Here is a 24893-nt window from a genome sequence, read left to right on the forward strand (position 1 = left end):
AATCGTACCTCATACTTCATACTTCATACTTCACAAATCCCTGCGGGATTGAAAGTATAAAACGTGTGGTTCCGGTTTGGTCTTTGCGTATTTGTGTGAATATTTTCATTCCCATTCGTGAGCAACAGTTCCTAATATTTAATTATACTACTTATTGCGCGTGATGGCAAAAGTACCTGTAGCGACAGGAGTTCCCCACCCCACCGCCCGATACGGTTGCTGTCAGGAGGAAAACCCCTGACAGCGCAAAAAAACCACCTATTCTCATTCACGGCAATAATTTCGGCGGCATTATTGACTCCAAATTCAACGCCTCCCTCCCGCTCAAAACATTCATCTGTTTCTGCGATTGCGTCTTTACAGGCAAACCGTAAATCTTAATAAATCCAAGAGAAGCCGCATGGTCAAAGACGTCCGTTTTCTGGTAAGTAGCAAGTTCCTCACTATAAAGGGCGTGAGGCGATTTTCTCCCGACTACGGCACAAGACCCCTTTGACAATTTTACGCGAATCGTTCCATTCACAATTCTCTGACTGCTCAATACATAAGCGACAAGATCCTGATGAAAGGCAGAAAACCAAAGGCCATTGTAAATCAAATCAGCATAATGACTTGAAACTATTTCCTTAAAGCGCAAAGCATCTTTTGTCATATTCATGCCTTCGAGCGCCTTATGTGCGGCATGAAGTATAATGGCAGCCGGCGCCTCGTAAATTTCACGCGATTTTATCCCCACCAGCCGGTTTTCTATATGATCAATGCGGCCAACGCCATGCTCTCCCCCCAGTGCGTTTAGCGTATTAATAAGCGCAACCCCTTCTGTTTTTTTGCCATTTAACGCTATCGGGATACCTTTTTCAAAATCGATTTCTATATATGCCGGTTCGTCAGGGACGTCTTTAATATTTCTCGTCCATTTATAAACATCCGCAGGCGGTTCCATCCAGGGGTCTTCCAATACGCCGCACTCAACACTTCGCCCCCAGAGGTTTTCATCGGTGCTGTACGGACTATTTACTTTTGCCTCAACATGGATTCCATGTTCTTCCGCATATTGAATTTCTTCATCCCTGGACATCTTCCACTCACGCAACGGGGCAATAATCTGTAATCTCGGGTTTAACACCTGTAACGAGACATCCAAACGAACCTGATCATTCCCCTTACCTGTGCAACCATGGGCGACAGCATCCGCCTTTTCATCTTCTGCCGCATCCGCCAGTAATTTCGCAATAAGCGGCCTGCCCAAGGCGGTTGCCAACGGATACACCCCTTCATATAATGCGCCCGCCTGCAATGCCGGCATGACGAAATATTTCACAAATGTATCTTTCGCATCGACAACAATGGCCTTCTTTGCCCCTATTTTCAAAGCCTTTTGACGAATTGATTCAAGATCTTTTACGGCACCCAGATCAACAGTCACCGTAATAACATCCATATCATATTTTTCCGGAATCCACTTAATGGCCACAGATGTATCAAGCCCGCCGGAATACGCCAAAACCACTTTTTTTCTTTGTTTCGTCATAAAATCATTAAACTCCAAGTGTTAAATTACACAATTTAGCTTACAGGCTTGTCAGCATGTTACACAAGATAGATTTGCGATTTACGATTTAAAATCGTACCTCGTAAATCGTAAATCAAAATGCGGACGCCTTATCTTTTTTTGACAACCTTTGTCATGTACCGTAAAAGAACCAAACGCGACACAATTCCCACCACCTTGCCGTCCCTTAACACGGGAACTGCGTGTATTTTTCTGTTCAACATGGCGGCTGCAACTTTTATTATGGTATCGTTCTCGCTGGCAGTAGCGGCCAAAATTGGTTTTGACATAATTTCGGTAATATCCATATCTTTGCACTCAAGACATCTTTTATCAAAATAATCTTCACCCATAATTGAAAATAATGCGTCATCCGAATTTAAATATTTGGGCATAAGCACCTTTAAGAGGTCGGTCTCGGTTACAACCCCAACAAGTTTTTCCTTATCGTCCACCACAAATATGACGTGAAACCTGATTTTCCCAAGCATTTCCATTAGGTTGTAAAATGTACCAGAAGCAGGCACTACTGTTGGATCTGTAACCATAATGTCTCTGATTTTCATACGATATTCTCTCCCTTCCCTAAAAAAATAGTTTATTTATTTTGACAATGATGTGTTTTCCGGTTTTAAATAATTGAAGAAATGAAGGACATATTTTATATCAGATAGTAAAATGTGATTACAATAAAATTTTCATTTCCCGTATGGAAGTCGTTGGTCATTAGTCATTGGTCAGCAGTCAGCAGTCAGCAGTCAGCAGTTTAGTTTTTTAAAAAAGCAAAAGCGCTCGTTCCAAGTCTGTCCAGCTTGGGAACGAGATCGAAAAACGGGCAAATGCTTCGCCCCTACAGTTTTACAATTCCCCCGGATCAGGGTTCTGCATTTAGGTTCTGGACTTTAAAATACCTCCCCCTTGTTTTTTTTGTTAACTTTATCAGAAAAAGGAAATATCTTGAGAAGTATTGAAATATTTAGTTAACTAAAACAATCAATACATTCCTTATTCCTGCAAATAAAACAAATTTTCAATGTCCGGCACATATACCCATGAATTCGTCCCTTTTGTTTAGAAACAGAAAAATTAAAAATCCGCTTTTAAAAAACGTTCACAACCGGCTTGACGAAGCGATTGAAGTCATTAGGGAAAAAGATCCCGTTTTTTACAAGAATTGCCATAAATTATTTCCCGTTCTTAAGACGCCTGAGCATGTCTGGAAAATACCTTTGGAATTCTACACTGATGGCGGCGTAAAATTAGTTCTGCGAATAACGGTAGTTTTCCACAATCTTGCCCTTGGCCCGCCTAAAGGTGGTATCTTGTTAATCCCGCCCCATATTCTTGGGGATGGCTTTTTTGAACTTTTTGACCAATTACGGAAACAAAAGACATCTCTTGATGAAATACGTGAATTTTGTTTTGAATGGGTCTCTGAGGGAATTGAAGCCCTTTCCATTGTAACCACGTTAAAACTTGCTCTATATTCCCTCCCGCTTGGTGGAGGAATGTGCGGAATTTTTCTTGGCAAACCGGAATATGACAGGGGAGAACTATTTCTTAAATCCATTGACCTGACAAATAATGAAAAAAGGAGATTGGTCAGGGAAGTAGGTTACTTACTTACAAAAGAAGGGATTATGGGGTATGATGCATATTCCCCCGGCCCGGACATAGGCACCGATGGCGCAATGATGGATTCTATTGCAGATGGCCATTTCAGGGCATTAACTGAGATGGAAAAAATCAGAGAAAAAGGGCTTTTGGAAAAATTAAAAAGCATCAGGGATGCTGAGATTGTATGGACAGTAGATTTGCCTTATTTAAAAACAGCAGCGGCGTTTGCAAAGGAAATAAAAATACCGGCGGAAGCAAAAAGAAGCGTCCCGGAATTGGGCGCCGTTACGTTTAAAACTCACGGCGGATTAGCAGGCAGAGGAGAAGCCACAGCATTTGCTGCGGTGGAAATCACGAATATTCTGGTTTGGCACAATGAAGATCCAAAAGACTATTTAAAAGTACGGATTGGAAGGGAAAGAAAGAATTATTTGGCGGAAAAGACGGTTGTTATTCACGGTTTTGACAACATCGGGTTAAACGCGTCACAGTTCTTTTCACGAAAAGGAGCAAAAGTAGTTGCGGTAAGCGAATATGAACGGAGAGAAAAGAAATTAGTGGCGGTGTATAATTATGAGGGGATAGACGTAGATGCGTTAATCAGGCATAAAGAAACATGCGGCGGCATTTATGGCTTCCGGGGAGCAAGTGTTTATGCCGAACCCTATCAACTACTGAATGAAAAGGTTGACATCGTTTTTCTGGCTGCCATAGAAAACCAGATACACGACCATAATGCTGAAAGCATTCAGGCCCGTTATGTTATTTCTGCTGCAAATGCAGGCATCTCCCAGGAAGGGTATCACATACTGATAAAAAAAGGGAAGATTGTTGCCAGAGATTCCATTGTAAAATCCGGAGGAATTATCGCATCTTACCTTGAAAAAATACAAAATGCCCAGAATGACTACTGGGAAAAAGAATACGTCTTTAAAGATATTATATCGAGAATCGAAAACGTTTTAAAAAATAATGTATTCAAAAACCTGGTGGAAAAACACTCCATTGATTTATCGGTCGCAGGCGATGTGGCGGCTATCAAAAGAATCACCAGCACCATGGAGGCAAAAAATGCACCGCAAAAGAAAATGAAAGACAAGAAACCCTTAATAATAGGCATCTTTGATTCCGGACAGGGCGGGATTATTGTAACGGAAAAACTTAACAGGATACTGCCCGTGGGAAATATAAAACTGCTGCTTTTTACCGACAAGGCGAATTTCCCGTTCGGACAAAAATCAAAGGAGGAAATAAATGACATCACCTTTCGGGCAGTTCATGAAATAAACGAACGCTGCAAAACCATGCATCAATCAAACGGGTTTTTCTACCGGTTTATTTATAATACTCCGTACTTTCTTAAAACAGTATTCATCTGGCTGGGGATCATTCCCAGAGACGTCATCGTCTGCTTTGCCTGCAATACGGTGGATACCATGGTTAATCATAAAAAATTACGTATCCGTTTTCCACACATGCAATTTATTGGCCCTGTAAAGAAAACATTATTAAAAATAAACGCGCTGCCAAAAGACGCAAGGATTGGCATTATTGGCACGGTAGGAACAATAAAAAGCGGCATTTATGAAAAACGTATCAGAGAAGCAGGATACCATGTGTTGGCAAAGCCAACCCCATTACTGGCGGTCTTATCGGAAATGTTATACAAAAAAAGCTTTGATACGGAAGAAAAACAAAAGGAATTTTACAAAACAGCAAGAGACCTCATCTATGTAAATTTAAAAGAATTTATAAAAAAAAATACTATTTCTCACCTGTGTCTTGCCTGCACGCATTACGATTATTTAAAAAGCACACTAAAAGACCTCTTCGGCGAAGTGGAATTTATCAGCACGGTGGAAACCGTAATTGAAGAAGTCCAGGACATCATAAATCAGATACCATTGCAAATGGGGGAGCGGGAACTGGAATTTATAAAAAGGGCAAGAAAAGGGAAAGATTTAGACCGCCTGATCCTTGAAGATATTATTTCCTCCCAAAACCTGTCCCCGGAAGAAAAGGTAAAATTAGGAGACAGGGAAGACCAAATCAAAAACATACTGCAAAATAAATTAGAGGGAATTACGGCTGATGAAATTGAAGAAATGAAGTTTTTTGATAGTAATAGTGTTAAAGTAAAATATAACGGAAAGGAAAGGCTCGTAAGCCTTTTTCATTTGCAGTAAACAAAAACTGCAAAAAAAACAGTAACTATTAAGCGTAAACATTACACGACTACCGGCGGGTTCAGGTTTGTAAACCAATGTCATTAAGTTAAGAATTATTGTAACACTTTGATTTTAAAAAAAACGTATTACCGATAAGCTACGTAGGAGCGGCCTGTCTTCCTGTCAATCATATACAGGCCGTTCCTACGTAGCTATTTACCTGTTGAATTTTATTGCGCTACAAACAGACCGCCCCTAAAGGGGCTACATTGTTTTTTATGTCCCCTTGGATTTTTCAAATAACTAAGGTGCTATGAATTATTTGATCAAAAACAACCCCCCTTTTCCCCCCTTAATAAACTGGGGATGACCCATATTTTTTGCTGGACACCGTGTTAACCGTATGTTACACTGTGTACATGCATAGAGTAGGAGGTCGAATATTTTCAGATGATGTAATAAAGCGTTTATCAGAAACTATCCAAAAGGAACCGTGCCTATCGCGTCGTAAACTGTCGCGTCTGGTATGCGAATGGATGGACTGGCGGAATCAAGCGGGCCGTTTGCAAGAGATGAGTTGTCGCAAGGCGTTGTTGGAATTGGATCGTCGTAAAGAGATCAATCTTCCAAAGGTGAACAGGCATTATGCATTTCAAAAAGTCAATAAACCTGCGGAGGCGCCTCCGATTGCGGAAGTGTCATGCGAGCTAGCGGAGTTGGGTGACGTAGAGATTATACGGGTTACAACGAGAATCCATTCGAAACTTTGGCGTAGCATGTTAGAAGCGCATCATTATCTTGGAAGTGGGCCCCTATGCGGGGCGCAACTTCGGTATCTTGTACGCAGTGAACATTACGGATGGATAGGAGGGCTAAGTTATAGTGCCTGTGCCAGACGGGTGGAAAGTCGCGACGAGTGGATAGGATGGACGGAGGAAGCACGTAAGCGGAATCATACGTTTGTTATCAATAACAGTAGGTATTTAATAGCGCCTACGGTAAGAGTAAAATGTTTGGCATCGCATGTATTGGCAAAATGCCAAACACGTTTGGTAGATGATTGGGAAAGAGTGTATAAATATCGTCCTGTACTTTTAGAAACCTATGTGGAACGAGGACGGTTTTCCGGAAGCTGTTATCGGGCAGCTAACTGGAAGTATGTAGGAGGCACGGAAGGTCGAGGACGAAAAGGAACAGGTGCAACGGTCAAAGACGTTTATGTTATGCCGTTGCAAAAGAAATGGCAGGCGGTGTTGTGTTGTTGTGCCGATGGCAAAGTACATGTTCGCCAAAGAGTGGCACAAAAAGAGCCTCGGGATTGGATAGAAGCGGAACTTGGAGGAACAAAATTGGGCGATGCACGATTGACCTCAAGACTTTTAGAAATGACAGGTATGTTTTATGACAAACCTTTGGCAAACATTCCGCAGGCGTGCGGCTCAGTCAGTGCGACTAAGGCTGCATACCGATTCCTTGACAATGAGAATGTAGATTGGAAGGCGATATTGCAAGCTCATTATGAGGCCACGGAAGAGCGTGTGAAGGAGAATAGTTTGGTTTTGGTAGCGCAAGATACTACGACTCTGAATTATAGCACACATCCGAATACGCAGGGGTTAGGGCCGATAGGTACTAAGAGTAAAAAAGTTCGTGGACTGATGGTGCATGATACGATGGCGTTTACTGAAAGTGGCACACCCTTGGGACTTCTGAATGTGCAATGCTGGGCGCGGGACGGAATAGGCAGCAAACATGAACGACACAAGAAGCCTATCGAAGAGAAGGAAAGCTGGAAATGGGTGGAGAGTTACCATGCAGTATCGCAAGTACAGAAACGCTGTCGAAACAAATCTTTGCTGGTGGTTGTGGCAGATCGTGAGGCCGATATTCACGAGGTATTCGCTGAGCAGTATAATACGCCTGATGGCGCTCAGTTGCTGATCCGTGCAGAACGTTCGCGCAATAGAAAGGTTGTTGATGATAAAGAATCATGCGAGTTTTTGTGGACTAAACTGGAACAGCAACCGGCGATGCCTGTTACGCTACGCCCACCTATGCTAAAAAAGAATATGCCTGCGGTCAGGGTGTGGGCGGTGCTGGCGCAGGAAGTCAATCCGCCTATCGGAATTGATGGGTTAGAATGGATGCTGTTAACCACAGTTGCGGTTAAGCAAGAAAAAGATGCTTACGAACGTTTGGAATGGTATGCTCGCCGATGGGGTATTGAGTGTTATCATCGTATTATCAAGAGCGGTTGTCGTGTCGAGGCCCGGCAGTTGGAGAGTGCTCGTCGTCTATGCAACGCTTTGGCCATTGATATGATTATAGCTTGGCGTATCCATTACCTGACTACTTTAGGACAAGAAACACCTGATGTCCCTTGTACTGTCTACTTCAGCGATTCTGAATGGAAAGCATTGACAACTTTTGCGAACAAGGTCAAGGAGCCTCCTGATTTACCTCCAAGCCTCAATGATGCCGTGCGGCTTTTAGGTAAACTTGGCGGTCATCTGGGCCGCCGTGGTGATGGCCATCCCGGAAGTGAAGTACTTTGGCGAGGCATGTCACGTTTGGCTGATATTGAAGTTGCTTACGAACTTTACACCACTTAGCCTTCAGCTCAATTGGCCGTACAACTACGGTGCTCTTGAAATTTGTGGGTAAAGATTAGCTTTATTAAGGGGGACTTTTGCGGCCGTTTGCTTAACTTAATGACATTGGTTTGCAACCTGAACCCATGAGTTTATACGGATAATGGAGCTATATACTGCAGTAAAATTCCAATGCCCAAATCACAAAATCCCTGTTTGGAATCCGGAATTTATTTTTCATTTGTTCTGCCAATAGAATGCGGGATTGAAAGTATAAAATGTTTGGTTCAGGTTACAAACCTGATAATCATATAGAAGGCACCTCCGAGCGCACTCTTCATGGTAAAATGGAGGATACCGTGAAAGGCGATTGTTAAATAATAACAAAGTAAGGAGGGAGCGAGCAATGGGATATTTCGTAGGAATAGATTTACATGGTGATAATAATTATATTGGAATACTCGATGAGGAGGATCGGAAGGTATTCAAGAGGAGAAACCGTAATGACATCAATGAAATAAAGCGCGTATTAGAGCCATACAAAAAAGAAATAAAGGGTATAGTAGTAGAATCGACCTTTAACTGGTACTGGATAGTGGATGGTCTGATGGAGGCAGGCTATCAGGTACACCTGGCAAATACATCGGCAATGCAGCAGTATGAGGGATTAAAGTACATTGACGACACGAGGGATTCGTTTTGGTTGGCAAAGATGTTACGGTTAAAGATATTACCAGAGGGATATATTTATCCCAAAGAGACGCGGTCAGTGAGGGATTTACTGAGGAAGCGGATGATGTTGGTACAACAAAGGACAGCGCATATATTGAGTATGCAAACGATGGTAAACCGTAACAAAGGAGTACCGATAAGCGGTGATACGATAAAGAAGCTGAGTAACGAAGAGGTAATGGGGATGTTCAGCGACGTGCATTTGACCATGTCAGCACAGTGCGATCACGAGGTAATAGAGGTATTAAATAAGCAGATATACAAGATAGAGAAAGCGGTATTAAAGGAGGTGAAGCTAAAGAAGCCGTATAAGAAATTGCTCAAGGTGCCTGGGATAGGCGAAATCCTGGCAATGACGATAATGCTGGAGACTGGGAACATAGAGCGATTTAGTGATGTGGGGATGTATTCATCTTATTGCAGATGCGTATCGGCAAAAAAATTATCGAATGGTAAGAGCAAAGGGAAAGGAAACCGTAAGAACGGGAATAAATACCTTGCGTGGGCGTATGTGGAGGCAGCGCATTTTCACGTAAGATTTTGCGAAAAGGGAAGGAAATGGCATCAGAGGAAGGCGTCAAAGAGCCATGTAGTTCTGGCAACGAAAGCCTTGAGCAATAAGCTGGCCAGGGCATGTTATTACATAATAAAGGAGCAAGTAAACTACGACGAGAAAAAAATGTTTGGGTAGCAAGCAGATTAGGTGGTGCAAGGAACCGGTTGCGGGTTAGGTAACCAATCCATGAAACCTGATTGGAAGTTGTTCCACCTTTTATTATGAGTTGTGCCGGTAAAGGAATCGGCGAAAAAGAATATTCCATTCTGATCTGCCCATACCATGAGCCGTGAGGTTTTGGCCGTAGAGCCGAATATTCTGTGAATAACGATTGGACACTGGTATGGAACCGATGGTTTTCTGGGACAGAAGATAAGTCAGGGGCGGTGAGAAAGTCTTTCACAAAGCCTTGATCCCGATGGGTGAATGGTGCGGATGAGAACGATACCAAAACAATTGCGAAATACCACGGGCGTAGATAAACGTGAACGGTATAGTCATTTTCGTAAACAGCAGTAAGAGCGATTCCGTACTTGGAGGGGTATTCAAAACGTGAAAATGTAGATATTTTTGCGACCGGAGATATTTTGTCCTTGACAAAAGCCTTCTAATGAGTGAACCCGCGAATGTAGTTTTCAGTACCATTACGTTCCCAAACAGCTACTTCACTATGTTCAGTACAAGGTTTGAGAACGAGTTGTGCTTCGGTAGTTTAATATATTACAATGAATAGTTATAAAAAAACACAGGCATTCGCAAATAACTTCGGTAAAACAATGTACAACAAACATCCGTTTCTCGAATTCCGTAACGTATACTTCGGATATAACCATGGCGAAAACATTCTCCATAAATTATCTCTTACAGCATGGGAAAAAGAGATTGTTGTCATTCTCGGCCAATCCGGATACGGGAAATCAACACTGTTAAAGCTTGGCAATCGATTATTGGAAGCGTCGGACGGCACAATCTTATACAAGGGTACAGATATTCACACCATTTCACCACTCGTATTACGAAAAGAGATAGCATATCTATCCCAAATCCCATGCCTCCTCGAAGGCACCGTGGAAAGCAACCTGTTGCTGCCTTTTCGTAAAAATGAACTTCCCCATGACATGAAAAATCAAATCATTGCCATGCTCCATCTGACAGGGCTTAACGAATCGTTTCTACAGCGGCCTTCCCATGAACTATCTGTTGGAGAAAAACAAAGAATAGCGCTGGCAAGAACATTAATCAACCGTCCGTCAGTTCTTTTGCTCGACGAACCCACTACCGCACTGGACGAAGAAAATTCCCGCATACTCATCCACAGCCTGAAACAAATCATTCGGGAAAACGCCATTTCCATGCTTGTGGTAACACATCAGCTCGATTTCGCGAAAAGACTGGGAAACCGTTTTCTGGTGCTTGAAAACGGAAGGGTGAAGGAAATTGAACGCCCTGAACTGGCATTTGCAAAGGAAGAACTATGAATAATGCTATCGATATTCCCTGGTCGCAGCTTAGTTTCTGCAGCGTATTTGTAATCCTGCTTATCGGCATCTCTCTTTATGAATCGTTACGGTTGGAAAAAACAATACTCATCGGAAGCTTTCGCGCCGTAATACAGTTAATCCTCGTAGGGTTTTTCATAAAATTAATATTTGATTATAAACAATGGTACGTTGTAATGCCCATTCTTCTTGTTATGATCTTTGTCGCATCACAAACCGTGATTAAATGGCTTAAAAACCCCGTGAAAGAAATGTATTGCTGCGCATTAATCTCGGTATCACTGGCTTCGGCATTTTCGCTGCTATTTATTTTTTTGCTGGTGGTCAGGATTCCTGTCTGGTACGACCCGCAATATTTAATACCTGTAGCCGGTATGATTATTGCCAATGGAATGAATGGCGCCGCATTGGCGGGAGAACGCTATAAAAGCGAATTAGAAATCAGAGTGCCGGAAATAGAAATGTTGCTTTCTCTTGGTTATGAATCAAAAATGGCTTCCCGGAAATCCCGTCAGCAGGCGCTCAGCGCTTCATTAATCCCATCGTTAAACAGCATGATGGTTATGGGAATCGTTCACCTGCCAGGGATGATGACGGGACAAATAATCGCAGGCTCCAGCCCTGTTACGGCAGTCAAGTATCAGATAATAATTATCCTTAGCATTGCGGCAACGGTAGCGCTCACCTCGTGGGTATTTGTCTCGCTGCTGGACAAGAAATTTTTCACCCCGTATCATCAAATACGGTATGAATTAGTCAACCCAGGGAAACGAAAAAAATAAACAGTAGTCCTCAATCTGCAATTTGCCTACTGTAGACTGTAGATTGCCGACTGCAGAAGGGACAATTAAATATTTTGCCAAAAAGCACGCACTGACGAATGGAAGTGTGCAAAGAAATTACTGATAAGTACTAAGACACTTTTAAAATGCACGAACTATCGTTGCGGTTTTCTGGCTTACCATTTCGTACTCTTCCGCCACCTTTTGCGCACACTCAAAATATTCCTCGCTCAATACTACAATCCTGATGTCTTCCCTGATACCGTTGCCAAAAAGGCCCGAAGACTTGCCCTCTGAAGAGGGAGAGTATATGTACAGTTTGCGATCAGACCCCGAAAGCCAGTTTTTTTTGTAATAAAAAAACAACGTTTGAACATCGTCTTCGATCTTCAGTTTAGCGCAGTATTTATTCACCAGTCCAACAAGCTGGTTGATGAGTGAAATGCGTGTTTCCTCAATTTTCATGGAGACTCCTTTTATTCAAAAATTGTCAGCATTTGCATGATATCCGTTTGACGTATTCCGGGTATAACTGCAATAGTACCCGCTCCGGGGTCAATGGTGTGGCAAAGTCAAAATCATTTCCAGGCATGAATGCGCGCATTGCGTCCCGAAGAGCAAAGAACACGCCTATTCCATACATAAAAGGCGGCTCTCCTACTGCCTTGCTTCCGTAAGGGCCGGGCAAGCTCTCTTCATTTGCCAAAAATTCAATCTCTATGTCATCCGGCATAAAATAAGCATCCGGAACTTTATACGTGGCAAGGTCACGTGAAAGCAACTGTCCTTTGTCATTAAAACGCAGGTCTTCCAACGCCATCCACCCCAAACCCTGCGCCAGCCCTCCCTCGATCTGCGCGCGGTCAACTGTTTCATTAAGAGGCCTGCCTAAGTCATGCACAATTTTTACCGAATCAATGGTATACACCCCCCGCAGGCAGTCCAGTGTCACCTCTATAACCGCTGCCCCGTACACATGATATGCAAACGGGCTGCCCTTTTCTTTCATTTTGTCAAACCATATTTTTGGCGTTGCAAAGAATCCATGCGCTGAAAGGTTTATACGTTTTTGATGTGCAGTGTGAATTAATCGATCCCACGTCCAGCCTGTATCATGCGCATCACAAAGAACCTTTTCGTTTGCAATTGAAATCTTTTCTTTGTCGGAAATGGAAAGTTCCTTAGCTAAAAGGGATTTTAATCTGTCAATAATCTGATTGACCGCCAATAACAAGGCATTTCCGTTAAGAAGGGTTGTAGCGCTTGCAGCGCTGGGAGACATATTTGCAATGCGGGTAGTATTCGTGGCTTCTACTTTTATGCGGTTGTGGTTTATTCCCAATGCTTTTGCGGCAATTGCCGTGATGTTGGTAGTTAGCCCCTGCCCCATTTCTACTCCGCCGGTAGAAACGCTCACACTTCCATCGGTAAATACATGCACCAAAGCGCTTGCCTGATTCATGTAAGTCGTAGTAAATGATATGCCAAAACAAATGGGCATTACGGCGATCCCTTTTTTTGTTTCAAAGTGGGATTTATTAAAGGAGAGCATCCGTTTTCTAATCTTCTGAAGAGTGTATCTCGTCTCAACTTTTTCCCAAACGGTTCTGATGCTGCAATCCTCAGTTATTTGTCCGTAGGGAAAGGCATTGTTTGCTGCTAACAGATTTTTAGCCTGTATTTCCTCTCGCGGCATATTGAGCTTTTCTGCCACCTTTGTGATTGCGCTTTCAATTGCGAACATTCCCTGCGGCGCCCCGAATCCCCTGAAGGCAGTATTTGGCGGGAGATTTGTCTTGCAGCACACGCCGAATATCCTGACGTTGGGTATATAATAGCAATTCGTGCTGTGAAACATTGTTCTCTCCAAAACAGCCGTAGATAAGTCTGCAACGGCGCCGGAGTTTTGATAATGTTTCACCTCGTAACTGAGTATGACCCCATCTTTTGTCACACCCATTTTAAAATCGGATTTATACGGATGCCGTTTGCCGGTCATCTTCATGTCTTCACCTCTCTGCAAAACCAGCTCCACAGGCCTTTGTGTAATCCATGCAGCAAGCGCCGCCATGCAGGCCCATGGCGTAGCCTGGTCTTCCTTACCGCCGAAACCGCCGCCGATACGTTTTACCTCCACCTCCACATTATGACTGGACAGTCCCAGTACCTTTGCCGCATGATGCTGCACTGCGGACGGGCTTTGCGTTGAAGAATAGATACGTATATTGTTTCCTTCCAGCGGGACCGCTCTCGCTCTCTGCGTTTCCAGATAAACATGTTCCTGCCCGCCCGTATCGCAGGAGCCTTCTGCCACGAGATCGCATTTTTGCCACAGAGAATCAACATCTCCAAGGGTAAACGTCCTCGGCGTGTCAATAATGTATCCTTTTTCAAATGCCTCTTTTGGATCGGCAACGGCAGACAACTCCTCTATTTCCGCCAAAATTATTTTTGCTGCATTTCTTGCGGCTCGCTGACTTTCCGCCACAACAACTGCCACCGGTTGTCCTATGTAATTCACCTTGCTTTGCGCCAGAAGTTCTTCGTCCTGAATAATCGAACCAATTTGATTTATTCCCGGAATATCTTTTGAAGAGAGAACGGCAACCACCCCTTTTGCTAAACGTGCTTCCTGCAATTGGAGGCGGATAATATTTCCATGCATAACCGGAGAGGAAAATACCGATGCGTAAAGCATGCCTGACGGCAGGGGCATATCATCCAAAAAAAGGGATTCTCCGCGCGTATGGGCTGCTGCATCAATGCGATTCATAAAAATCCTTCACTTTGATTGTGCCAGGGAAGAGTTTTGTAAAGTGTGCTATTATCAATTGGCGGGCAAGCAGCCTCTTATAACAAGAGCTTCCCCGTATATCGCTTATTGGCGATATTTCATGCTGCAGTATTGGGAATGCGCCTTCTATCGTATTTTTCGTAATCTCTTTTCCTCGAAGATAATCGCATGTGTTCTTCAAAAAAAGGGGGATTTCTGCGACTCCGCCCATGGTAATGTGTATGTCTCTTATGACACCGCCGTCTTCCTTTACCTTTATTGCGCTGTTTACCGAGGCTACATCCAAATATTTCCTTTTTGAAACCTTCTCCCAATTTATTTTTGTTCCGGGGGCGGGAACAGGGAATACTATTTCTGACAAAATCTCTGACGGCGCTTTATCAAGTTTTTTGTATCCTTTGTAAAAAGAGGAAATCGGTAATGAACGCGTATCGCTGCCCTGCTTAAGAATCAATGTTGATTCCATTGCAAGCAATAGTATCGTTACATCGGCAATTGGAGAAGCATTCACAATATTCCCTCCCACGGTTGCCCTGTTTCTGATTTGCGTGGAAGCAACAAGGGAGATATATTCCTGAATACCGGGAATGGCCTTCATTACTTCCGGGTGATTAGAAAATGCCTCAAATGTGGTAAGAGCGCCTATACGAAGGAGTCCGTTTTCGCAAACGATATGCTTCATTTCCGAATGTGCGTTGAGCAGGCTAATCAATGAGTCTGGCAAAATGTCGCCCTTTTGCACATATAAATCAGTGCCTCCGGAGATGAAAAATCCGGGGGTGGAGGCGGCCTTCTTATATTGTTTCCCGGAAATGCTGTTTAATCGTATGGGAATATCCTTGAAATAGTCAGGAATAATTCCCTTTTCAACAAGTGTTTTTACGCCGGTTGCGGTATCAATGTGTTCTTTTATCATGCCAAAACTTTGCTTTAAAGACCGGTATCCTGTGCAGCGGCAAAGGTGTCCCCCAAGCATTTTCTTAAAGCCCTCTTTTGTCAGATGACTGGCACATTCCATAGCATATCCGGTAAGAGAAACAATAATCCCCGGGGTGCAAAAACCACATTGCGTCGCCCCTTTATCCACAACCGCCTGTTGTATGGGTGAAAGGTTATCCATGTTTAACCCTTCGATTGTTACCAGATGTTTTCCGTGTAATTCTTCCAACGGCATTAAACAGGAATTTGCAGACTTATAAAAAACCCTGTTATTTATTAATTCACCGACGAGCACAGTGCATGCCCCGCAATCACCTTCGCGGCATCCTTCCTTTGTACCCGTCAGCTGCTGATTTATGCGAAGGTAATCAAGTACTGCTATGCCTGAAGATTCGGCGGTATGCAACTCTTTCTCATTAAGCAGAAAACGTATTTCCTGAACCATAGTATAATTGCCAATTCATTTTTATATTTCCCGGAATATTACCATTATCATTACTTTTTACGGCATACTCTTTAAAATCTTTTCTCAGAAAATGCCGCACCCAGGACTTATTTTCCCTATTAAGGCATTAATATACAAGTAAAAAGGCATTAAACTATTACCCTGTAAAAATTTCTTTTTTTTGGTGGTGGCTATGCGGCGACTCTCTGTTTTAATTACACATTCATACCCTACGTTGTATTTACAAATGCGGCTGCAATGTGATAAACTGAGACGTCATGTCCCCTGTTTCCTCTCTTTTTGTAGAAAACCCATTGGATATTGCACATGAAAGAATCTATACAACTGCTGCGAAAGCATAAACAATACAAGGAAATTATTCGTCAACTTTCTTTCGGGAAGGATTGTTGTGTCAACGGCCTCTGGGGCTCCTCTGCGAATTTGTTTGCCGCGGCGGTTGCCAATGAACATTTTTATACAAAAGGGTTGACGCCAAAGATCCTTTTAGTCGTGCCAGACGCTGAAGATGCACGGGAAGATTGGGAAGATTTGAAGACGTTTTCAAATCTTCCCGTGACGCTGTTTCCGGCGGTTGAAGATATCTTTAATAATGAATCAGATGCGTATGAGGATATCATGGCGCAGCGGCTGTTCATTTTAAATCAATTATGCCGGAAAAACAAAGACGCCTCACACCAAACGGATGTAATAGTTTCTTCGATTCAGGCGCTTATACAGCCAGTCCCTTCAAAAAAAACCATCGGCGATAATATCGTTTCTTTTCAAAAAGGCCAGGAATATCCGATGGAGAACCTTATTGGCCTGCTGCATTCCCATCATTATCAAGAGACCAGTCAGGTGGAAAATCAGGGTGAATACGCAATTCGTGGGGGTATTATTGATATATTTCCCTTCGCAACGGAAATACCTTGCCGCATTGAATATTTTGGAGATGAAATTGAATCTGTTCGTAGTTTTAATGTGGAAACCCAGCAATCGGTGGCACAGATAAACAGTTGCCAGATATTATTCGTTCATAAAATGTATGGCCTTCATCCCATGCAGGGGGAAATACAAAAAACATCGCTTCTTGATTACCTTAGCGGAGAAACTACCATTATCCTGAAGGAACCAACAAGGATTGAAAGTAAATTAAGACAGATGCTGGAAATAACCGACTACAAGGAAGCACTCTTCACAGAGGAAGAGATTTTTAAGCAATTAAAGACCTTTACGAAAATTACTTTGTCAAAATTGCCGTTTACCACGGAGAACAATGCGTATGCTTTTCAGGTTAAGGCGATAGATGAATTCCCACGACAGATACAGGATATTGTGGCGGAATTTAAAAAGATTACCGAAGCGCATGATAAAACAATCGTTTTTTGCATAAATCCCGCGGAAGAACAACGTTTTCGGGAAATAACAAGCGGCTTGCCCGAAGGCTTGCAGAGGTTTGAGCTTCGACGCGGATATATAAGCCAGGGATTCCGATTTGCCGATATCAATATAGCCATCCTTGCAAACCATGAAATCTTCCATCGTTACAAACAGCACCACGAGGTTAAAAAGGTGGTGCAAACCCGGGCAATCGACTCGTTTCTTGACCTGAAGAAAGGGGACTATATAGTACACGTCACCCACGGCATAGGGCGTTTTTTGGGTATTGAGATTATTGAGGATGATGGCTGTAAGAGGGAATATCTTGTTCTGGAATACGATGAGGGAACAAAAATATATGTACCTGCAACAAAGATCGAACTTGTTCAAAAGTACATTGGCGCTTCCGGCCATAAGGCAAAATTGGATAAGATTCATTCTAAATCGTGGGAGATGCGCAAAAAGCGTGCAGAACATGCCGTTGCGGACATTGCAAGCGATTTATTGCATATTCAGGCGTCGAGAAACGCGAAGGAGGGCATTACCTACCCTCCGGATACGAAATGGCAAAGGGACTTTGAATCAGCGTTTATATACGAAGAAACGCCTGATCAATTACAGGTTTTGGAGACAATAAAGTCTGACATGCAATCAAAGAGACCGATGGACCGTCTTATTTGCGGAGACGTCGGTTATGGAAAAACAGAGCTTGCCATTCGGGCGGCATTTAAAGCAGCAATGTATGGCAAACAGGCGGCGGTTCTGGTGCCCACCACAATTCTGGCGCAGCAGCATTACACTACGTTTTCTGAGCGCATGGCGGACTATCCGGTAGAAATTGAAGTCTTGAGCCGGTTGAAATCTCATAAGGAACAAAAGGATATTTTGGAGAAAACGCTGGCAGGAAAGATTGATATCCTCATCGGCACTCACCGGCTGTTGCAAAAGGATGTTGTCTTTAAAGACCTTGGGCTTGTTATTATTGATGAAGAACAGCGGTTTGGCGTTGCCCACAAAGAACGGTTTAAGAAGATGCGGCAGGTGGTTGATATGCTGACTCTGACGGCCACGCCCATACCAAGAACGCTTCATATGTCTCTGATGGGAATTAAGGACATTTCTTCGCTAAATACCCCGCCGCTGGGAAGGCAGTCCATTAGGACACAAATCATGCGATTTGACCCTCAACGCATCAGGCAAGCCATATTGCTCGAAATGAACAGAAACGGGCAGGTATATTTCGTCCATAACAGGGTGTATAATATCGAGCGCATCGCGCACACCCTATCCACTATAGTGCCGGAGGCGAGAATTTTAGTCGTTCACGGACAAATGATGGATGAAAAGCTTTTAGCACAGAGAATGAAAGATTTTGTAGATCATAAGGCGGATATTCTTGTTTCTACCACAATAATAGAGTCCGGGCTGGATATACCAAATGTGAATACCATCTTTATTAACTGCGCAGACTCCTTTGGCCTTGCCGATTTGCATCAATTGCGTGGCAGGGTGGGAAGATACAAACATCATGCATATGCGTATATTGTTTTACCCATTGATCGTCCGGTAACCCCTGAAGCTGAAAAAAGGGTGAAGGCGATTGAAGAATTTGCGGAACTGGGCGCCGGATTTAAAATAGCTATGCGGGATCTCGAAATCAGAGGGGCGGGAAATATCCTGGGGGTGGAACAGCACGGCCACATAGCGGCAGTAGGTTATGAGATGTATTGCCGTTTGCTGGAGATAGCCGTATGCAAGGCACGTAATGAACCCGTCAGCGAACCTCCCGATGTCTCATTGAAATTAAATCTGGAATCCTTTCTCCCTGACGAATATATCCCGGAATATAGTTTGAAAATGGATATTTACCGAAGGTTGAATCGTTCCAATACCTTCAAAGAAATTGACGAGATCAGGAAAGAAATGATTGACCGGTTTGGGAATGCGCCTCAATCAGTAAAAAACCTGCTTTCCGAGAGTGAGCTAAGAATCATTGCAAGGGATTCGAAAATCCGTTCTATAGTCCGGGTAAACAACACCCTCATCATCCAGGTAAATGATTTAAAAAAGGCGGAGATTTGCCTTTCTAAGTTGAAGAAAAATATACGGGTAATTAATAATGACACATTGCATCTAAGGCTGTTAAAAGATAGGATGCATCCCGAAGATTTGGTGCATTATTTAAAAAAATCTTTGACTGATACCGATACTGCCAGGTATTCATGATTTTTCACAACGTATAGTTAATTTCTGATCATTTGTATGCATAGGTAGTTATTCGCTGTTTGGAAAACGAAAGAGACGCCTTGAGTGAAAAATCTTATCATGGCACAGGATTCTGTTATACTACTTGACATAGTGGGATGAAAGTGTAGGATATGTAACGATTTTGTATGTGGCAAGAAAGGCATAGGTGGCATTTTCCAACCAAATATCCCTTAAACCGTTTATAAATTTTTATAGAAAGAGAGGTTTTTTAATGAAAAACGTGGAATTATCTGTAGAAGGAAACATACTCACCATAAAGATAGACCTGTCAAAAGAATTTGGACTTTCTTCGTCCGGAAAGAACATTATTGTTGCATCAACGGAGGGAAATGTTACCATCCCCGACCGTGAAGAAAAGATCGGAATGAACGTTTACCGGAAACAAACAACGTAAAAGTGGACGGGGGAAAAAAACGACCTATGCAGTAAATAGTTCAAAAAAAGGGTTCACAGGAAGCGAGTCATTTCCTGTGAACCCTTTTTGATTAATCTGGCTCTCTGTCTGCATCAATGCTACTTATTGAAATAACTGCATTATGCTTTGAGGCCCTGCATTTGCCTGCGCCAGCATAGCGCTTGCAGTCTGTTGTAATATTTGAAACTTTGTTGACTCTAACTGTTCGTATGCCATGTCCGCATCTTCAATCCTGCTCCTGGCCGCCTCAGTATTCGTCCTCGCTACAGTTAAACTGGTTTCCTGATAGGTCAGCCTGTTAACTACTGCACCAATGTAACTCAATCCTTCTGATACATCCGCAATGGCGGTATCTATATTGCTCATCAATGCCTGCGCGGATGCCGAAGAAGTAACCGCCCTGCCCGCCGTAGCAACACTTACCCGCAATCCATCAGCCTTATAGTTTGTATTGCTGTCATCAAAGCTTACATTGTCTTTTGCTAACAAGTCAAACTTCAACACGTCATTGGTGCTGCTTGCCCCTGCGCCAATCTGGAATTTAAACTGCACGCTACTTGCCGCTCCTGAACCTGTAGCAGAATTTCCTGTACCAAATATTGACTGGGAATTCCATGTAGCCTGGGTAACTTCAAGATCGATTTGCGTTGCCAATGCTTTGAGTTCCGACTGAATAGCGTTACGTTCTGCACTCCCTAACGAATCGTCTGCCGCCTGCGTTGCCTTTGTTTTCATCTGTGTCAAAATATCAAGGATATTATTCAGATGGCCTTCCGCAACCGCCATAAGATTCTTGGCAGAACCTATGTTTGCAAGGGCCTGGCCAAGCCCTTGTGAACGGGCATTGAATTTTTTGGCAATCGTAAAACCCGCAGCGTCATCGGCGGCATTATTAATTCTTTTGCCCGTCGCAAGCCTTAATTGCGAAACCGACAATTTCGAATTAATGTCATTTAACGACCGTAACGCATTCAACGCATTAATATTTGTGTTTATCCTACTCATAACCGGACTCCTTTCCAAAAAAACATGTAATTAATTCCTTTCTAACAGTAAAAACGAAACATGTTACTCATTTTTGTTGCTATAGCAAAAACCTTGTAAACAAAGAATAGCAATGCGTATGCCACTGAATATTTACACCGCGGTAACAAGGCGTATCTGCCGCATTTACAATACAATAAGATGATTATTTATTATTTTATACGCGATTATTAAAGGGTTTAATTATTCAACAACCGAAAGATTTGTTGAAAATTTTTCCGATCAATTGGGAAAGTATTTCTTGTGTTATTTATCCATAAAACCGGCTTTGTTCGTTTTTTGTTTTTTGATAAGCAATGATGTTTTTTTTGTAAAAAACAGTGATGAAACATATTGAATAGCTGCAATATTATTTTGCGAACAGTGAAAAATGGTTTGCAGTGTAAATGTCAAAAAAAATTTCTTGCCTTACCTCCGAAGTGTGATATTCTTTCGCTAATAACCCGCCGCCGTAGACGTAGAATGTTAGGATTAGTAGAAATTTCTTTGCATTTTTTTGGCAAAATATTTAATGGTCACTTTTGCAGTCGGCAGATTGAAGATTGAGGACTGTAGACTGTTTTCTTGCTTGTTTGTTTGTTTCCTGCTATGCCAGTTCAGGATTTTTGAGAGAATATCTGTACTATTTCAAATGGACGAATTTCCTTTAATCAAGTGGATAAGAAACAGAAAGAAAAAATCAAATGCCGTTGTATGCGGCATTGGAGATGACTGTGCGGTTATAAATACTGGCAAAAATACCTTATGCCTGATAACCACGGACATGTTGGTAGAAGGCACACATTTTGACCTAAATAAATATAATGCGTCCGAAGTAGGAAGGAAGGCAATTGCCTGCAGCATTAGCGACATAGCGTCTATGGGCTGCAAACCATCCGTTGCGGTAATTTCTCTCTGTTTTCCACACGGAACAAAAAACAGTTTTGCAAAAAGGTTATATGCCGGCATATGGGAAATAGCAGATAAATATGATATCGATATTGTCGGAGGAGATATCATTAGCGGAGAAGGCCCTTTTTGTATTAATGTTACCTTGCTGGGAAAGAATGAGGGATTAATGCCTGTATATCGTTCCGGTGCAAAAGCAGGAGATAAAATTTTAGTGACGGGAAGACTTGGCGGTTCTTTATTGGGCAAACATATGTTTTTTGAACCACGATTAGATGAAGGCATTGCGTTGAACAAAAATTTTACTGTCCATGCCATGATAGATATCAGCGACGGATTGACTGCGGATTTGAATCATATATTGGAAGAAAGCGGGGTGGGAGCTGTTTTGTTTGAAGATAAAATCCCCGTGTCTGACGACGCATTAAAAATATCGAAAAAAACGGGGAAAACCCCGATTCATCACGCCTTCTCCGATGGGGAAGATTATGAACTGTTGGCGGTATTGTCAAAAACACAGGCGGAAAAGGTATTGACGTCAGATTTATTTCATGGCCTGGAGATAAGTTGTATAGGAGAAATTGTTGAAGATAAAGGACTTTGGCTGAGGGACGGGAAGGGTAAATTGCGCCGGATACGACCTAAAGGTTATAAACATTGTTAAACCTAAGCTGGCATAGCCGGAAGTGTAAAAACAGTCCTCAATCTGCAATCTACCGACTGTAGATTGTAGAGAGTAACTTTCATTTTGCTGAGCATTTTCAAAAAACCAAAAAGAATTATGGATGGTGCAGGAACATTGGCGAAAAAAGGGCATGAAATAATTTTCACCAGCAAAAATGCAGAGGAAACAATAAAATTTGGTAAAGCATTAGGCACATTATTAACAAATGGGCATGTCGTTGCCTTGATTGGCGACCTGGGCACTGGAAAAACTACCATGGTAAAAGGAATAGTTACAGGACTTGACGTCAAGGATAGCAGAAATGTAAAAAGTCCCACCTTTTCTCTGGCGCACAAATATAATGGCCGCATTCCTGTTTATCATATAGACGCCTACAGACTATCAGGGTCACAGGAATTATTGGATATAGGCAGTGATGAAATGATCTTTGGAAATGGCGTGACAATAATAGAATGGGCAGACAACGTACCCGACAGCCTTCCTGAAGAATATTTGAAAATAACATTAACACATGTTTCTGAAGAACGAAGGAACATAAAAGCATGCGCTTACGGCAAACGTTACGATCAAATAATACAATTATTACGCGATTGGTGCGATTGACCGGATTCGTAGTAATGCAAAGTGACCGCAATTGCAGAACAAAGCGAGAGTGTTTTTCTCTTTTTTTGTAAGATACTTTAACCCTGCCGAGTTCTATGCCTGCCGCACAGGCGGTATAATCAACGAATTTCCTTATACTGCCTGCCTGATACGTTTCGTGGAAATACCAGATCTTTTCTCCTTGTTATTACATGAGGGATATCCATTATTTATCCGGTTTCCCTCGAGATATTCATGGATATCGCCTTCCATAAACTTTGTCCGTCCTCCGATCCGGTAGCCTTTTATTCTCCCTTCCTTCAGATAACGCATCAGTGTCTTTCTGTCGATGCCTATTCTCTGTGCTGTTTGTGTAGTGGTATACCACATGGTGAAACCTCCTTACGCTTATGATTATAAAAAAGATATTAACAGGTGAATGCATGTTCACCATTATATCCTTTTGAAATAAACAGTCAACGTTTTTTTGAAGACGATTACTCCAAAAAGTTGTTATTAGTAATATTATTGCGTTTATCAATTGTTTGCCGTTTGTAACAATTCCGTGGCTTCAGGAATGGCATGGCTTGCTGATGGGATAGTGCAGTTAGGGATCGGTTGGCAGCGCTTAAGAATTTTATTTTCAAAATATTTTATATTTTTCTTGTTATAAAGGAAAATTGCGTATATACTTCTTAAGTCGGTTGACTTGAACAGTAATATTATACAAAGTTGTGATGTGTTTCGTTGTAATGTTAAGGCTGCAAGGATGAAAACCTTGTGGCCTTTTTTTATTAGTAGCCAAATTTTTTTACCAAACGAAAGGGGGTGATTTATTATGGCGAACGGAACAGTAAAGTGGTTTAATGATTCAAAAGGTTTCGGCTTTATTTCTCAGGAAAACGGAACTGATGTATTTGTTCATCAGACGTCCATCAAGTCAGAGGGTTTCAGAACTCTTGCTGAAGGAGATAAGGTTGAGTTTGATGTCATTTCAGACCAAAAAGGCCAAAAGGCCACAAATGTTGTAAAAGTATAAATATGTGAAAAGCCCACTCTAATGTTTTAAATATAAACGATTGTATGATAGTTGATATATAAAAAATGGAGTAGACGCAATAAATACTGTTATAATTACAACACACAGCCCCATTATCCGTAATAGGATAATGGGGTTTTTTTTGTAAAAAAAAGAAGGAAAAACCGTTGCAAAATATCGGCGTTTGTCAATATACACGCCAAAAACCATTTCAAAAAATGAATGTGCTGGAACAAATTTTTAAGGCTCATTGTTCTGTATGACACACAAGTACACTGCATATTTTTTATATTCTTTTATTGGTTTTTTTGTGCAGACGCGTCTGTCTTTTTCCCTTTGACAGCATACCCGGTTTTTGAGGATTGCTTGTGTGAAATCCGTTAACTATAACTATGGAGAAAATATAAGGAATCATCCAGTTTATTATGAAAGGAACAAATCTATGAAAACAATAATGGTTTTGGAAAATAACGAACAACAGCGTATTCTCTGTAAACAAAAATTATCAAACGAAGGCTATAATGTCATTACGGCAAATGACGGCAAAACGGCGATTAAAAAAGTAAATGATTACTGGCCGGATATTGTCATAATGAATGTTAATATAAGTGATATAGATATCGTTGATGTTATAGGTAATATATTAATTCAGCATAAAAACATCCCTATCATACTGCGCACGGATAACAACTTTTACGGAAAGAATTTTCACCCGTGGCATGCGAATGTAATTACTTCACGCCCTTCATGGTTTTTTGAACTGAAAGAGAAAATAAAAACGTTGCCCAACGAAAACAAAGAGGTTGCATGCAATTTCAAGATTGGTGAAAAATTGAGCGTACACGAAAGGACCCGTCTTAACAGGAAAAGAAAGACTGAGAAATTGTGCGCATAGAGACACATAGAGTTCCCCCGCG

At 42.1% G+C, this 24893-nt stretch carries 18 protein-coding genes; 11 read left to right on the forward strand and 7 right to left on the reverse strand.

Annotation, left to right across the window (positions count from 1 at the left end; genetic code table 11):
* Positions 1 to 268 precede the first annotated feature (268 nt).
* Positions 269 to 1531, reverse strand: coding sequence for an argininosuccinate synthase (locus tag KSMBR1_RS05340; RefSeq protein ID WP_099324393.1), 1263 nt, complete (start codon positions 1529 to 1531; stop codon positions 269 to 271).
* 131 nt (positions 1532 to 1662) lie between these two features.
* Entirely contained in the window at positions 1663 to 2118 is a 456-nt protein-coding gene (locus tag KSMBR1_RS05345; RefSeq protein WP_099324394.1) for a CBS domain-containing protein, read from the reverse strand.
* A 486-nt stretch (positions 2119 to 2604) separates the two neighbouring features.
* Here KSMBR1_RS05345 and KSMBR1_RS05350 point away from each other — a divergent pair, with 486 nt between their 5' ends.
* The 5 genes from KSMBR1_RS05350 to KSMBR1_RS05370 all read left to right on the forward strand — a co-directional run bounded on the left by KSMBR1_RS05350 (position 2605) and on the right by KSMBR1_RS05370 (position 11497).
* Positions 2605 to 5355, forward strand: a complete 2751-nt coding sequence (locus KSMBR1_RS05350) for a Glu/Leu/Phe/Val dehydrogenase dimerization domain-containing protein (protein ID WP_099324395.1) — start codon at positions 2605 to 2607, stop codon at positions 5353 to 5355.
* Positions 5356 to 5756: 401 nt separating this feature from the next.
* Positions 5757 to 7949, forward strand: coding sequence for an IS4 family transposase (locus tag KSMBR1_RS05355; protein ID WP_099324396.1), 2193 nt, complete (start codon positions 5757 to 5759; stop codon positions 7947 to 7949).
* A 385-nt stretch (positions 7950 to 8334) separates the two neighbouring features.
* Positions 8335 to 9351 (forward strand): IS110 family RNA-guided transposase, encoded by a 1017-nt coding sequence (locus KSMBR1_RS05360; RefSeq protein WP_099323925.1) that lies wholly within the window; start codon positions 8335 to 8337, stop codon positions 9349 to 9351.
* A 590-nt stretch (positions 9352 to 9941) separates the two neighbouring features.
* Positions 9942 to 10694: an ABC transporter ATP-binding protein gene (locus KSMBR1_RS05365; RefSeq protein ID WP_099324397.1), complete on the forward strand. Its 753-nt coding sequence runs from the start codon at positions 9942 to 9944 to the stop codon at positions 10692 to 10694.
* Positions 10691 to 11497, forward strand: coding sequence for an ABC transporter permease (locus tag KSMBR1_RS05370; protein ID WP_099324398.1), 807 nt, complete (start codon positions 10691 to 10693; stop codon positions 11495 to 11497). Before KSMBR1_RS05365 ends, KSMBR1_RS05370 begins: the two co-directional genes overlap by 4 nt.
* A 141-nt stretch (positions 11498 to 11638) precedes the next feature.
* Here the strand turns inward: KSMBR1_RS05370 and KSMBR1_RS05375 are convergent, their stop codons facing one another.
* From KSMBR1_RS05375 to KSMBR1_RS05385, 3 genes are read right to left on the reverse strand one after another with little or no spacing between them, the layout of a single operon-like run.
* Complete coding sequence (locus KSMBR1_RS05375) at positions 11639 to 11962, reverse strand: hypothetical protein (RefSeq protein ID WP_099324399.1); 324 nt, start codon at positions 11960 to 11962, stop codon at positions 11639 to 11641.
* 25 nt (positions 11963 to 11987) lie between these two features.
* Positions 11988 to 14270 (reverse strand): xanthine dehydrogenase molybdopterin binding subunit, encoded by a 2283-nt coding sequence (locus KSMBR1_RS05380; RefSeq protein ID WP_099324400.1) that lies wholly within the window; start codon positions 14268 to 14270, stop codon positions 11988 to 11990.
* Entirely contained in the window at positions 14257 to 15675 is a 1419-nt protein-coding gene (locus KSMBR1_RS05385) for an FAD binding domain-containing protein (RefSeq protein ID WP_099324401.1), read from the reverse strand. Before KSMBR1_RS05385 ends, KSMBR1_RS05380 begins: the two co-directional genes overlap by 14 nt.
* A gap of 327 nt (positions 15676 to 16002) precedes the next feature.
* Between KSMBR1_RS05385 and mfd the strand changes: the two genes are divergently transcribed.
* Positions 16003 to 19281: a transcription-repair coupling factor gene (gene mfd / locus KSMBR1_RS05390; RefSeq protein WP_099324402.1), complete on the forward strand. Its 3279-nt coding sequence runs from the start codon at positions 16003 to 16005 to the stop codon at positions 19279 to 19281.
* Positions 19282 to 19534: 253 nt separating this feature from the next.
* Positions 19535 to 19717, forward strand: a complete 183-nt coding sequence (locus KSMBR1_RS05395) for a hypothetical protein (protein ID WP_099326984.1) — start codon at positions 19535 to 19537, stop codon at positions 19715 to 19717.
* Positions 19718 to 19840: 123 nt separating this feature from the next.
* Here KSMBR1_RS05395 and KSMBR1_RS05400 read toward each other — a convergent pair whose 3' ends face one another.
* Positions 19841 to 20743: a flagellin gene (locus KSMBR1_RS05400; RefSeq protein ID WP_099324403.1), complete on the reverse strand. Its 903-nt coding sequence runs from the start codon at positions 20741 to 20743 to the stop codon at positions 19841 to 19843.
* A 670-nt stretch (positions 20744 to 21413) separates the two neighbouring features.
* Between KSMBR1_RS05400 and thiL the strand changes: the two genes are divergently transcribed.
* Positions 21414 to 22334, forward strand: a complete 921-nt coding sequence (gene thiL / locus KSMBR1_RS05405; protein WP_157820401.1) for a thiamine-phosphate kinase — start codon at positions 21414 to 21416, stop codon at positions 22332 to 22334.
* An 84-nt stretch (positions 22335 to 22418) separates the two neighbouring features.
* Complete coding sequence (gene tsaE, locus KSMBR1_RS05410) at positions 22419 to 22958, forward strand: tRNA (adenosine(37)-N6)-threonylcarbamoyltransferase complex ATPase subunit type 1 TsaE (protein WP_230405751.1); 540 nt, start codon at positions 22419 to 22421, stop codon at positions 22956 to 22958.
* A 132-nt stretch (positions 22959 to 23090) separates the two neighbouring features.
* Here tsaE and KSMBR1_RS05415 read toward each other — a convergent pair whose 3' ends face one another.
* Positions 23091 to 23327 (reverse strand): helix-turn-helix domain-containing protein, encoded by a 237-nt coding sequence (locus tag KSMBR1_RS05415; protein WP_099324405.1) that lies wholly within the window; start codon positions 23325 to 23327, stop codon positions 23091 to 23093.
* Positions 23328 to 23775: 448 nt separating this feature from the next.
* Here KSMBR1_RS05415 and KSMBR1_RS05420 point away from each other — a divergent pair, with 448 nt between their 5' ends.
* Positions 23776 to 23976, forward strand: coding sequence for a cold-shock protein (locus tag KSMBR1_RS05420; protein ID WP_099324406.1), 201 nt, complete (start codon positions 23776 to 23778; stop codon positions 23974 to 23976).
* 442 nt (positions 23977 to 24418) lie between these two features.
* The gene (locus KSMBR1_RS05425) at positions 24419 to 24871 is read left to right on the forward strand and encodes a response regulator (RefSeq protein WP_157820402.1); all 453 of its coding nucleotides are present in this window, start codon (positions 24419 to 24421) and stop codon (positions 24869 to 24871) included.
* The last annotated feature ends 22 nt before the right edge of the window (positions 24872 to 24893 follow it).

It is taken from the genome of Candidatus Kuenenia stuttgartiensis (assembly GCF_900232105.1).
Taxonomy (GTDB): domain Bacteria; phylum Planctomycetota; class Brocadiia; order Brocadiales; family Brocadiaceae; genus Kuenenia; species Kuenenia stuttgartiensis_A.